Raw genomic sequence first — 13,392 nt, 5'->3', positions numbered from 1 at the left:
GAAAATATTCAATCTATCAACCACAAGAACATTACAGATTTATATCCTCATAACTATAAAACATTAAACTCAAACGTTGTAGAAGAATAATTATATCTCACAAGATGTACTTGCTCGGGTGCATACGATTTAAAATCGTTGATAAGAATGAAATGGTATAGTTTAATATTATTTTTTATTCTCGTTGTGTTATGTAGTTATGGACAAGTTGTTCCTTATAGTGGAAAACAATCCAAGGCAGACATTTATGATAGGGGGTATTCATTTAAAAACATATTCTTTATTGGTAGTAGTTATTCATTGTTCCAAAGTAATGATGTTAATAACGATAAAATTAATAATGAATTATTAAACGAGTTTTATTATTATCCATACAAATATTTTACAGCGCCTAAAGGTGTTAAGCAAATTACTTATCATGATTATAATAGGTTATTTTTCTCAGATTCTTCGGAGAATAATCTGAGAAAACAAACTGAACATAATTTTATTTTTGATCAAAAAAAGCGTCTTTTGGAAAAAGAAATACTTTGTGTAAGTGACCTTATGGGGGATAAGATTTGTGAAGAGTATATATATAATTATGAGGAAAATAATGAAAATTTAATTTTGAGTAAGTTTTTGAAAGATAAGGATAGTTTAAAACTTTTAAATAAATATTTCTTTTCAAGAGCGGATAAACAACTACGAGAAGTTTATGTTATGACTAAGTATGGTCATTTAAATGATAACTATATTTTTTCTTATAATGAAAACAATGAGCTTCATGCTATAATTGATAAGAAGTATAATTCTAATATTGATATACAATTTGATAGTGATCCATATACGTTTTATAATTTACATGACTTTGATTTGCACAAGAAACTTTATGACAAACATGATCTCAATTTTTATAAAATACTTACTAAATATAATGTTCCTTGGAACGAAGTCATTTTGGACTCAATCCAAACAGATCAATTGTATTCTAGATTTGAAATTATTTTGCCTTCAGATGTTAATATTATAGATAGCAAAGAATTAGTTTTGGTAAATACAAAGAATATTTTTTTTTCAGATTTTTTATTTAGTTCCATTCATTATATGGGGCAGTCTAATCAGATAATCTATACTAAAAAAAACTCTTTTTATTTATATGATGCGAATGCTGAGCTGTATTGGGCGTGGATTTATCAAGGTTATACCTCAGGAGTTAGTAATCTTGGAAATTATGTAAAAGACGACGATATTGTAAATATCTTGAGTAAAGCTCCTAATAGAAATACTTATTTGTTAGAACAACAAATTATTAAAAATACTGAAAATGATTCGGTTGCAACGTCAAGTACCTTATATAATATACTGATAAAGGATAAGAAGTCACTAAAGGAAGTTTATCTCGTTCATGACAAAAAAAAATATCCATTAATAACAATTAATTAATATCATTATGTCATTTCAATACTTTAATAAAGGAATAGATTATGAGGGACAAGATCTTCATATGTTACGAAATAATAAGGTTTTTCCTTTATATGAGTTTTTTGATACAAGTACATTTTCGGCTAGTTATAAGTATCGCTTGAAAGGTGATTATATTTCAATTTGGATATCCTAATGAAATCCCTGATCGCGCGGATTTAAGGTTGCAATCCGTACCTTAGACTACACCCAATGCTTTATACGGTTTAAGAAAGATTTTTGTTTCACCCGCCTTGTCCTGCCGACACCCGATTGCGGGCAATCCGTACGTTAGATGTTAATTATATTAATCAAAATCTGGTAGAAGATAAAGTTGTTTCAACTGCAAAAGAGTATTATTTGAGTTCGGGTCGTAATTATACAGGCTTAGAGTATGAGATTGAAGTTGTGGTATTGTTTATGGGATAGATGAAGGCACGGATTGCTCGTTATTTAATCTATAAAAAGACTAAAAAAATCAAGCGGATGTTTTTTATTAAAACATCCGCTTGATTGTATGTAATACTTATGCTTTAGGTGAAGAGGGTTTGTTAGCCTTTCTAGGTCTTCGGCGACCATATGATTTATTTACTATTTTACCTCTTCTTGTTTTTAAATCTCCTTTTCCCATAATAAAAAATTAAAGTTTAACATTCGATTTCCCAAGATACGAATATTAACGATAAAAATAAATTTTTTGAAGATAAAATTGTAAGAATCAGCTCTTTTAGTAGTCAAAAAAAGAAGAGGTAGCAGGGGGATTTCACTCTAGTTGAGGTAAAAGTATCAGCGGTTAAAACGCGATTCTTTCTCCTGTGTAAATGTTGTGTAAATTAGTTTGTAGAGTTGCTATTTAAGCCTTATTTTAGTGCCCTTTAAAACCAATTATGAAACATATAGATTATAACCGAAAAGACCTATCAGATCAAACGTTACTTGATTTGTATAAAAGGCTATTGAAACCAAGAATGATTGAAGAAAAGATGCTTATTTTAATCCGTCAAGGAAAAGTGTCGAAATGGTTTTCTGGAATTGGGCAAGAAGCAATATCGGTAGGTATTGTAGCTGCTTTAGATCGCGATGAATATGTGTTGCCTATGCACCGTAATTTAAGTGTTTTCACGTCTAGAGATATTCCATTGTACCGTTTGTTTTCTCAATGGCAAGGTAAGGGAAATGGTTTTACAAAAGGAAGAGATCGCTCTTTCCACTTCGGGACACAAGAGTTTAATATTGTAGGGATGATTTCGCATTTAGGTCCACAATTAGGTGTGGCAGACGGAATCGCTTTAGCACATAAATTGCGTGAGCAAAAGAAAATCACGGCTGTATTTACAGGAGAAGGAGCTACTTCAGAAGGAGATTTCCACGAAGCCTTAAACGTAGCTTCTGTGTGGGAACTTCCTGTATTATTCGTGATTGAGAATAACGGATATGGATTATCTACACCGACAAATGAACAATACCGTTGTGAGAATTTAGCGGACCGCGGGATTGGGTATGGAATGGAAAGCCATATCATCGATGGAAATGATATTTTAGAGGTATATACAAAAATCGATGCATTAGCCAAATCGATGCGCGAAAACCCACGTCCAATTCTTGTTGAGTTCTTGACTTTCAGAAGAAGAGGACACGAAGAGGCGAGTGGTACAAAATACGTTCCACAAGAATTGATGGATGAGTGGGAGAAAAAAGATCCAGTTGAAAATTACCGTGCGTACTTGAAAGAAATCGGAGTATTGACAGCGTCAATGGATGAAGAAATCAGAGCGGCATTCAAAGAGGAAATTGACACCGATTGGAAACGTACCCAAGAAGAGGAGCCAATCCAGGCCAATCTCGAAACAGAATTAAACGATATGTATGCGCCATTTGAGTATGAGCACGTTGAACCAAGCGGGGAGATGAAGAATATTCGCTTAATTGACGCCATTTCAGAAGGATTAAAACAATCGTTTGAAAAACACCCAGAGTTAATCATCATGGGACAAGATATTGCAGAATACGGAGGTGCTTTTAAAGTAACGGATGGTTTCGTAGAGCAATTTGGAAAAGGGCGCATCCGCAATACGCCAATTTGTGAGAGTTCAATCGTTTCTGCTGCTATGGGATATTCGATCAATGGCGGAAAAGCAATTATGGAAATGCAATTTGCCGATTTCGTCTCGACAGGATTCAACCCAATTGTCAACTATTTGGCAAAAGTACACTACCGTTGGAATGAAAAAGCAGATGTAGTGGTGCGTATGCCATGTGGTGGAGGTACACAAGCAGGACCGTTCCACTCCCAAACCAACGAAGCTTGGTTTACAAAAACACCAGGATTAAAAGTAGTGTATCCAGCATTCCCAGTAGATGCTAAAGGATTGATGAATACAGCAATTAACGATCCAAACCCAGTTATTTTCTTTGAGCATAAACAATTGTATAGAAGTATTTACCAAGATGTGCCAAGTAATTACTACACCATACCATTCGGTCAAGCCGCTTTGATCAAAGAAGGAGCAGATGTAACGATTGTTTCCTTTGGAGCAGGGGTTCACTGGGCATTGGAAACGTTGGAAAAACATCCAGAGATCCAAGCAGATTTAATTGATTTGCGTACCTTACAGCCTTTAGATGAAGAAACTATCTTCAAATCGGTGAAGAAAACAAATAAAGTTATAATTTTGCAAGAAGACACCCTATTTGGAGGTATTGCAAGTGATATATCAGCAATGATAATGGAAAACTGCTTTGAGTATTTAGACGCTCCTGTAAAACGAGTAGCGAGTATTGAAACAGCTATCCCATTTGTGAAAGCTTTAGAAGATCAATATTTACCAAAAGGTAGATTTGAGGCTGCGCTTTTAGAACTATTAGCGTACTAAATAAAAGAACTACACAACAGAAATATATGAGTAACACAATCACACAGACTAATTTTAAATTTCCAAACCAAAAAAGCGTCTATCACGGAAAGGTTAGAGAAGTGTATACCATTGCCGATCAGGTTTTAGTAATGGTGGCCACGGATCGCTTATCGGCTTTTGACGTGATCATGCCTAAGGGGATTCCGTACAAAGGACAAATCCTGAATCAAATTGCTACGCGATTCATGCAGATGACAGAAGATATTGTTCCCAATTGGTTAATTGCGAGTCCTGATCCCAATGTTGCCGTGGGGCATATCTGTGAGCCATTCAAAGTAGAAATGGTGATTCGCGGGTATTTGGCCGGACATGCAGCTAGAGAATACAATGCGGGAAAACGAGTATTGTGTGGTGTTACCCTGCCAGAGGGATTGAAAGAAAACGACGCCTTGCCACAACCAATTATTACCCCTTCTACCAAAGAAGAATTAGGGTTGCACGATGAAGATATCTCTCGAGAAGATATTCTAGCTCGAGGTATTGTGTCAGAAGCAGATTACCTTGTTCTAGAGCAATACACTAGAGCTTTATATCAAAGAGGGAGTGAGATTGCCGCAGAAAGAGGCTTGATTTTGGTGGATACCAAATACGAATTTGGAAAAACCAAAGACGGAAAGATCGTGTTAATTGACGAAATTCACACACCAGATTCTTCGCGTTACTTTTATGCTGAAGGGTATGAAGAGCGTCAAGCAAAAGGAGAGGCACAAAAGCAATTGTCAAAAGAATTTGTGCGTCAATGGCTAATTGGCAACGGTTTTCAAGGTAAAGAAGGACAACAAGTGCCCGAAATGTCAGAAGCCTATATTCAATCAATCTCTGAGCGCTATATTGAGCTGTATGAACATATCTTAGGAGAGCCTTTTGTAAAGGCAGACGTCCAAGATATTAATCAGCGAATAGAAACAAATGTATTGGCTTTTTTAGCTACAATGTAAAAAGTGAATTCACATGATGTTATTAGATAATTTAAAGTGGCGATACGCTACTAAGCGCTATAACAGCGCTGTAAAACTAGAAGATGAAAAGGTCATGCAAATTGTCGAGGCTGCTCGTTTAGCACCTACGTCTTCAGGATTACAACCTTTTGAAATGATATTAGTTAAAAATCAAGAGGTGAAAGAACAATTGTTTCCTATTGTAATGAATCAAATGCAAATTAAAGAATGCTCTCATGTCTTGATATTTGCCGCTTGGGATGAATATACAGATCAGCGTCTTGATTCGGTATTTGACAATATGGAAGCAATCCGAGAATTGCCCAAAGGGGAGATGAATGATTTCAAGAATAGCATTAAAGCTAATTTTGCACCTCTAACGCAAGAGCAGCACTTTCAACACGCAGCCAGACAAGCGTATATCGCGTTTGGGATGGCTATCGCAGCAGCGGCAGAGTTGAAGATTGACGCTTCTCCAATGGAGGGTTTTCACAATGATCAATTGGATGCCTTTTTAGGACTAGACAAAAAAGGATTAAAAAGTGTAACGATCCTTGCCTTAGGAGAGCGAGATCACCAAAACGATTGGTTAATGCCAATGAAAAAAGTGAGATTCCCCTTAGCTTCTATGCTAACGGTTATTGAATAAAATAAAAAAAGCCTTTGTTTGACTAAACAAAGGCTTTTTTACTTTTATTGTATTGAGGATTTACTAATCAAAAGCATTTTTTTAAGATATGATTTTTAAATCCTTATTATTTTTACTCTTTTGGTGTGTAATACTTAAAATAACAGTGCGCTAATTCACAATATTACTGCGGTTTAAATTAGCTTTTTTGTTTGGATTATTTTATATTCGTATCCTGTAAAATATTAGGTTACGCGATGAGTCAAAATAAAAAAAACACAGCACTTTCTTTTGAAGATTTTAAGAAAGAGGTTATTCAAGATTATACAATTGCAAAGATCAGTAGAGAATGTAGTTTACTAGGTCGTCGTGAAGTATTAACGGGAAAAGCTAAATTTGGGATATTTGGAGATGGAAAGGAAGTACCACAATTAGCAATGGCTAAGGCTTTTCAGAATGGGGACTTCAGATCGGGTTATTACCGCGATCAGACCTTTATGATGGCAATTGGTCAGTTAAATATCCAACAGTTTTTTGCTGGTTTATTCGGTGATGCGAATATTGAAAATGATCCCATGTCTGGTGGACGTCAGATGGGGGGGCATTTTGCTACGCACAGTTTGGATGAAAATGGAAACTGGAAGCAATTAACAGCACAAAAAAATTCAAGTGGAGATATCTCTCCAACGGCTGGGCAAATGCCTCGTTTACTTGGACTTGCGCAAGCGTCAAAATACTATAGAGCCATTCCTGAGGCAGATAAAGACCAGCAATTTTCAATCAATGGAAATGAAGTAGCTTGGGGAACAATTGGAAATGCATCGACTTCAGAAGGATTGTTCTTTGAAACAATTAATGCAGCAGGAGTATTACAAGTGCCAATGGTAATGAGTGTTTGGGATGACCAATATGGAATTTCCGTACACGCAAAATACCAAACAACAAAAGAAAATATCTCTGAAATATTAAAAGGGTTTCAACGCGACGAGCACGGAAACGGCTATGAGATTCTACGCGTAAAAGGATGGGACTATCCCGCTTTAGTAGAAACCTATGCAAAAGCAGCTCAAATCGCTAGAGAAGAGCACGTTCCGGTGCTGATTCACGTACAAGAACTAACACAACCACAAGGACACTCTACTTCAGGGTCGCATGAACGCTATAAGAGTAAAGAGCGCTTAGCTTGGGAGGCAGAGCAAGATTGTATCTTGCAAATGAGAAATTGGATGATTGAAGCCAATATCGCTACTGCAGAAGAGTTGGATGCGCTAGACAAAGACTTGAAGAAACAAGTTCTTGACGGCAAAAAAGAAGCGTGGAGAAAATACCTTGATCCAATTATTGCAGAAAGAGATGAGTTGGTTGCTGTTTTACAACAAGTAGCCGCTCAAAGTCCAAATAAAGTATTCATTGAAAAGCACATTGCTGATTTACAAGGGTTAAAAGAGCCTATTCGCCGTGATGTGATGGTTGCAGCTCGTAAAGTATTGCGTTTGATTATCCAAGAAAGCAGCAAAGCGTTAGTGGTGCAGTTCATTGAAAAATACTACGAAAACGTACAACCGCGATATAGTTCACACTTATATTCAACTTCTAAAGACAAAGCACAACACGTGGAAGCGGTGTTGCCAACCTACGATGCAGATGCAGAAGAAGTGGACGCCCGTGTAATTCTACGCGATAACTTCGATTATATCTTGGCGAACCACAAAAATGTAACCGTTTTTGGAGAGGATTCAGGTAATATCGGAGACGTTAACCAGGGATTGGAAGGATTACAAGAGAAACACGGAGAAACACGTGTAACAGACACGGGTATTCGTGAAGCGACAATCTTAGGTCAGGGAATCGGTATGGCAATGCGTGGAATGCGTCCTATTGCTGAGATTCAATATTTAGATTATTTGTTGTATGCGATTCAGATCATGAGTGATGATTTAGCTACATTACAGTATAGAACAGTGGGGCGTCAAAAAGCACCTTTAATCGTTCGTACGCGTGGACACCGTTTAGAGGGAATCTGGCATTCAGGTTCACCAATGGGAATGATTATCAACGCGATTCGTGGTATGCACGTTTTAGTGCCTCGTGATATGACTAAAGCCGCTGGTTTTTACAATACGCTATTAGAAAGTGACGAGCCTGCTTTATTGATCGAGTGTTTGAATGGGTACCGTCTGAAAGAGAAGATGCCAAACAATATAGGTCAGTTTAAAACGCCAATTGGAGTAGTGGAAACAATTAAAGAAGGAAGCGACTTGACAATTGTTTCTTACGGTTCAACCTTGCGCATTATCGAACAAGCAGCTAAAGAATTGATGGAAATTGGCATTGACGTAGAAATCATCGATGCACAATCTCTATTGCCATTCGATTTGAACCACGATGTAGTGAAGAGTTTGGCAAAGACCAATCGCTTGTTGGTGGTGGATGAAGATGTGCCAGGAGGAGCGTCTGCTTACCTGTTGCAACAAATTATAGAAGTTCAAAAAGGATACCGTCACTTAGATAGTGAGCCGCAAACACTAACTTCTAAGGAGCACAGACCGGCTTATAGCACGGATGGGGATTACTTTAGTAAGCCCTCAGCAGAAGATGTTTACGAAAGAGTTTATGCTATTATGCATGAAGTAAACCCAAAAAAGTTTCCCAAATTGTATTAATAATCGCACAAAAACCTCTCATATTGAGAGGTTTTTATTTATTTGATAATTTTAGCTGACATATGATGGGTATTAAAACTATTTTTTTTAATTTGTAAATTATTAGATTGTAATTGTTTTTGAAAAAAGAGGAATAGAAAATAATCCATAATCTGAGAAATTCTCTCTAATTTATTATGAAAGCATACAAAATATGAGTAATTTTGCATTTGTTTTTTTAAACATAGTTATATTATGGTAAATGATTTATTTGACAGAATACAGAAGAATAAAGGACCATTAGGAAAATGGGCGTCACAAGCTGAAGGATATTATGTTTTTCCTAAACTTGAGGGACCTTTATCAAATCGTATGATGTTTCATGGAAAAGAAGTAATCAATTGGAGTATCAATGATTACTTAGGGTTGTCAAATCATCCAGAAGTAAGAAAGGTAGATGCTGAGGCAGCTGCAGAATACGGAGCAGCTTATCCTATGGGTGCGCGTATGATGTCTGGTCACACTACAGTGCATGAGCAACTTCAAGATGAGTTAGCTGCTTTTGTACACAAAGAAGCTGCTTACTTGTTAAACTTCGGTTACCAAGGGATGGTGTCTATTATTGACGCATTAGTAACAAAGAATGACGTTATTGTTTACGATGTTGATTCGCATGCGTGTATTATCGATGGTGTTCGCCTACACATGGGGAAACGCTTTACGTACAAGCACAACGATATCGAAAGTTTCGAAAAGAACTTAGAGCGCGCAACTAAAATGGCTGAAACAACTGGTGGAGGTATTTTAGTTATTACTGAAGGTGTTTTCGGAATGCGTGGACAACAAGGAAAACTAAAAGAAATCGTTGCTTTAAAAGAAAAATATAACTTTAGATTGCTAGTGGATGATGCACATGGTTTTGGTACTTTAGGTGCAACAGGTGCTGGAGCTGGAGAAGAGCAAGGATGTCAAGATGGTATTGACGTGTATTTCTCTACTTTCGCTAAGTCAATGGCTAGTATTGGAGCATTCGTTGCTGCAGATAAAGATATTATTGATTACCTAAAATACAATTTACGCTCTCAAATGTTTGCAAAGTCATTGCCAATGATTTTCACAAAAGGAGCCTTAAAACGTTTAGAATTGTTGCGTACACAACCTTCTTTAAAAGCAAAATTATGGGAGAATGTTGATGCACTTCAAAATGGATTAAAAGAAAGAGGATTTAATATTGGAGATACCAACACTTGTGTTACGCCAGTATACTTAGAAGGAAGTATTCCAGAGGCAATGGTGATGGTAAACGATTTGCGTGAGAATTACAATATTTTCTTGTCGATCGTAGTTTATCCAGTTATTCCTAAAGGAATTATCTTACTGAGAATGATTCCTACGGCAACACATACGATGGAAGATATCCAAGAAACACTAGCGGCTTACGAAGCAATTCGAGAGAAACTAGAAAACGGAACATACAAGCGTATTGCTGCTGAAACTACAGTAGATGTATCAAATGCATAAATAAATAAAAAAACTCGAAACTTTTAGTTTCGAGTTTTTTTTATTTTCAAACGGAAATTGTTTGGGCATTTTTGAATTCCTCTACTCAATCTTTCTAAGCACTAATTCTACCTCCTTAATCTTTCCAATCCAATAATCAATTCCCTCTTGGTTCGTGATTACTTCTTTTTTTCGATTGGATTTAACGGCTGATAGCTTTTGCCAATTGCGCTGTTCATCTTTGAGAATATCTTTTTTTGTTTCAGGTTCTATACGAGAGCGCCAAAACAAAAGCTCTTTTTCGTACTGTTGGATGATTTCTTGAAAATAGAGGAGTAGGGTTGCTTTGTCTTTCGGAATATAGCCAGGACCTGTACAACCGCAAGAATGCCACGTGATCCCCACTTCATATAAATCTTTGATGTGTTGCCAAGCTTTGTTGTTTCCTTTCTTTGGCGCTTCAAAATCTTTTCCCATATTGGCCATTAGATTACCACATTGGGGACATTTGGCTGCAGAATCAACTTTAGTACCTCCTTTAATATCATTCCATAAGCGCCTTTTAAACGTTTTTTGACAATCAAAACAAACATAGTGCGGTTTGTAAGTCGTCATTCCATATCTACACATATCTCTTTTTTTAGCATAAGTCAAAGATACAAAACAATCGAATCTCTTTTTTCTATATAAAATAGAGCAATTATTTTTGTATTCTTGTTACTTTTAAATTATTTTAATATAGTTTAAACAATATATCATGTATTTGTGTAAAAGATGTTGTTGAAATGTGATTCAAAAATAATTATCCTTATATTTGTTAACAATTTTAGTTTAATTTTTATTAAAATTAAATACACGAAAAAGAACATACGTTTTAGGAGAAATAAAACGTTATAGCTATAAAAAAGAAAGTGATGAAAAGGAAAAATTTTTGTTGGATTGTACTATTGAGTTTTATGCTCGTACAATGTATGGGGGAGAAGAAGGAGGTGATCAAAGCTAATACGGTTGAGCAGACAGACGAGATTAAATTATATAAAGTAACAGCGGTTCCCTTTGTAGTGAACGACCAATACGTATTAAAAACCCAAGGATCAAATCAAGGGGTTCAACATGTAAAGATTACGAGTAAAGCGCATTTTGAACGTTTATTCGATCAGAAGGACAAAAATCAAGTGATAGAGGACGTTGATTTTTCAAAGTCGTTTGTCTTGGCTTTAGTAGGACTGCCAAGCAAACTAGAAACTTCTTTTTCAATCAATAGTTTGAAGGAAAAAGATGATTTTATTGAGTTGACTTATTGTGTAGAAGAAGAAGAACACGAATTAGCACAGGCTGTATATCCCTATGCGGTTGTTGTTGTCGATAAAAAGTTTAATAAGGATATCCGCTTTTTGATTGAATAATTGTATTAGATAAGATGCTCCAAAGTCATTTTGGACACAAAGAATAAAATAAGAAAAGGACAAGATTGTATAATCTTGTCCTTTTTTGTCGTTAGAAGTGAATTTTGTTATTTCACTTGTATTTATTTGATTAGTAGTGGTTTAAATTTAAAATAACGATAGATTAAGGTGGTTTTGGCGTTGTTTTTGGTGTTTCTATTCGAATTTAAACTGTATTAAGATGAATAAAAAACTCCGCTTATTTCTGAGCCTTCTATTGGTCTTGCTGCTGATTTATGCTTTTATAGTCAGTCCTTATAATCCACTGTTTTTGCTGCTACTAGCACCAGGATTGTTTGCTATTTACAAAGTAAAGAAGTGATATCCCTATAAATAACAAGGGTGTTTCTTTTTAGAAACACCCTTGGCTATACGTAAAGAGTTGTTGTTTACGTTATCTTTTTCTTGGTCCAAGTCAAAGCCCAAAAGGCTAGTGGAATAGTGGCAACCATGACTAGAGCCGTTGAAAACAAAGCGTCTTTTGAAAATAAAGACACAATTGCACTGGCTATGAAACACATGCCTAGCTGAATGGTATTTTGTAAAGCTGCTGCTTTTCCAGAGTTTTCAGGATAAAGCTTTAACGCTTCTGCTACGACAATAGGGTAACAGGCTCCATTGGCTAAGGCCATAAAACAGAATGGAATCAACAGGCTTGTCAGCGTTGGTGTGGTGAAGATGGCTAAGGCAGCGGTTGCTATAATGGCTAATCCAAACAAGGATACAAAGTAAGCCGTCAGTTTGGTACCGTCTATTTTGGAAGATAACGTTCGATAGCCAAAACCACCAATTAAGAAGGCAATGGTTTGGGGTACGAAACTAAAACCGATTTCGGCTTCACTATAGCCCATTTCCTTTAAAAAGAAAGGCGATCCTGTTAGCCAAGCAAAGAAAGCGGCTGAACAAAACGCGTAAATCATCACATTGCCTACATAGGCTTTTGATTGTAATATCGCCCAGTAAGATAGGGATTTAGTTGGTGGTGTCGCTTCTGTTTCACTAGACGTTGTTGCTTTTTTATCTTGTAACGTAAAGGTGTATACCATCAAGAGTACCGCAATAACCGCTAGGGTAATAAAAATAGAACGCCAACCGAAGTGTTCCAATAGATATACCCCTAATAGAGGAGCTAGAGCAGGAGATAGCGCCACTAAAGGCATAATAGTAGCAAATACGCGATTGGTTTCCTCTTTGGGATAGCGCTCAATTACCAAGGCTTGCCAACTCACTGCTGCGGCACAAACCCCAATGGCTTGAATTAAACGCAGGATCAAAAAGACCGTCACACTCGCTGTGAAGTAAATGACCAAGGAAGAAAGGGTGAAGATCATCAGACCAATCACAATGGTTTTGGGTTTGCCTATTTTATCCGAAATAGGTCCCCACATCAATTGGGCAATAGCATAACCCGCTAAAAATAAACTTAAGGTGGAACTAATGCTACTTTTAGTTGTCTGTAAGTCAACACGCATGGTTTCAAAGGCTGGTAGGTACATGTCTGTGGCTAAAAAACCAATAATACTTAAACCGGCTAAATACACTAAAAAGAAAAAACTGTTTTTATTTTGCTTTGGCATATAATTTAAAAATTAAAGAATCTGCAAAAGTACGGTTTTTTTAGTAGTGAGTGGTGAATGGTGAAGAGTGAATGGTAAAGAGTGAATGGTAAAGAGTGAATGGTAAAGAGTGAATGGTAAAGAGTGAATGGTAAAGAGTGAATGGTAAAGAGTGAATGGTAAAGAGTGAATTACTCACTATGTACATCCCTAAATATGGTTGACCGTTTTTAAACATTAACTTCATTATTAAATATAGTAATAAATGGTTTGGAAAAAGTACTTTTTCCAAACCATTTATTTTCAAACTCAACAGGTGTCATTT

The 13,392-nt window shown here is 36.2% G+C and carries 12 protein-coding genes; 9 read left to right on the top strand and 3 right to left on the bottom strand.

Annotated elements, in window-relative coordinates; genetic code table 11:
- Window positions 1-147: 147 nt before the first annotated feature.
- On the top strand, window positions 148-1,425 hold the full coding sequence (locus H4K35_RS15165; RefSeq protein WP_182628768.1) for a hypothetical protein: 1,278 nt from the start codon (window positions 148-150) through the stop codon (window positions 1,423-1,425).
- A 258-nt stretch (window positions 1,426-1,683) separates the two neighbouring features.
- Window positions 1,684-1,872, top strand: coding sequence for a hypothetical protein (locus tag H4K35_RS15160; RefSeq protein WP_182628769.1), 189 nt, complete (start codon window positions 1,684-1,686; stop codon window positions 1,870-1,872).
- A 97-nt stretch (window positions 1,873-1,969) separates the two neighbouring features.
- On the opposite strand, the gene H4K35_RS15155 is transcribed toward H4K35_RS15160, so the two are convergent.
- Window positions 1,970-2,074 carry a 30S ribosomal protein THX gene (locus tag H4K35_RS15155; protein ID WP_182628767.1) on the bottom strand — a complete coding sequence of 35 codons (105 nt, stop codon included), beginning with the start codon at window positions 2,072-2,074 and terminating at the stop codon, window positions 1,970-1,972.
- Window positions 2,075-2,330: 256 nt separating this feature from the next.
- Between H4K35_RS15155 and H4K35_RS15150 the strand changes: the two genes are divergently transcribed.
- The 5 genes from H4K35_RS15150 (at window position 2,331) to H4K35_RS15130 (ending at window position 10,087) form a co-directional block, all read left to right on the top strand.
- Complete coding sequence (locus H4K35_RS15150) at window positions 2,331-4,316, top strand: thiamine pyrophosphate-dependent enzyme (protein ID WP_182628766.1); 1,986 nt, start codon at window positions 2,331-2,333, stop codon at window positions 4,314-4,316.
- A gap of 26 nt (window positions 4,317-4,342) precedes the next feature.
- Window positions 4,343-5,296, top strand: a complete 954-nt coding sequence (locus H4K35_RS15145; RefSeq protein WP_182628765.1) for a phosphoribosylaminoimidazolesuccinocarboxamide synthase — start codon at window positions 4,343-4,345, stop codon at window positions 5,294-5,296.
- A gap of 13 nt (window positions 5,297-5,309) precedes the next feature.
- Window positions 5,310-5,945 carry a nitroreductase family protein gene (locus H4K35_RS15140; protein ID WP_182628764.1) on the top strand — a complete coding sequence of 212 codons (636 nt, stop codon included), beginning with the start codon at window positions 5,310-5,312 and terminating at the stop codon, window positions 5,943-5,945.
- A gap of 236 nt (window positions 5,946-6,181) precedes the next feature.
- Window positions 6,182-8,587, top strand: a complete 2,406-nt coding sequence (locus tag H4K35_RS15135) for a thiamine pyrophosphate-dependent enzyme (RefSeq protein WP_182628763.1) — start codon at window positions 6,182-6,184, stop codon at window positions 8,585-8,587.
- Between the two features lie 234 nt (window positions 8,588-8,821).
- Window positions 8,822-10,087 carry an aminotransferase class I/II-fold pyridoxal phosphate-dependent enzyme gene (locus H4K35_RS15130; protein ID WP_182628762.1) on the top strand — a complete coding sequence of 422 codons (1,266 nt, stop codon included), beginning with the start codon at window positions 8,822-8,824 and terminating at the stop codon, window positions 10,085-10,087.
- A gap of 81 nt (window positions 10,088-10,168) precedes the next feature.
- Here H4K35_RS15130 and H4K35_RS15125 read toward each other — a convergent pair whose 3' ends face one another.
- Window positions 10,169-10,696 carry a hypothetical protein gene (locus tag H4K35_RS15125; protein WP_182628761.1) on the bottom strand — a complete coding sequence of 176 codons (528 nt, stop codon included), beginning with the start codon at window positions 10,694-10,696 and terminating at the stop codon, window positions 10,169-10,171.
- 284 nt (window positions 10,697-10,980) lie between these two features.
- On the opposite strand from H4K35_RS15125, the gene H4K35_RS15120 reads away from it, so the two are divergent.
- Both H4K35_RS15120 and H4K35_RS15115 read left to right on the top strand, forming a co-directional pair.
- A complete protein-coding gene (locus H4K35_RS15120; protein ID WP_182628760.1) occupies window positions 10,981-11,472 on the top strand; it encodes a hypothetical protein in 492 nt (163 codons plus the stop codon).
- A gap of 220 nt (window positions 11,473-11,692) precedes the next feature.
- A complete protein-coding gene (locus H4K35_RS15115) occupies window positions 11,693-11,833 on the top strand; it encodes a hypothetical protein (protein WP_182628759.1) in 141 nt (46 codons plus the stop codon).
- Between the two features lie 67 nt (window positions 11,834-11,900).
- Here the strand turns inward: H4K35_RS15115 and punC are convergent, their stop codons facing one another.
- Window positions 11,901-13,088: a purine nucleoside transporter PunC gene (punC, locus tag H4K35_RS15110; RefSeq protein WP_182628758.1), complete on the bottom strand. Its 1,188-nt coding sequence runs from the start codon at window positions 13,086-13,088 to the stop codon at window positions 11,901-11,903.
- Between the last annotated feature and the right edge of the window lie 304 nt (window positions 13,089-13,392).

This window comes from Myroides sp. NP-2 (assembly GCF_014145665.1).
Classification (GTDB): Bacteria; Bacteroidota; Bacteroidia; order Flavobacteriales; family Flavobacteriaceae; genus Flavobacterium.
Note: the sequence above shows the minus strand (reverse complement) of the source record. Positions and strands in the feature narration are given on the sequence as shown.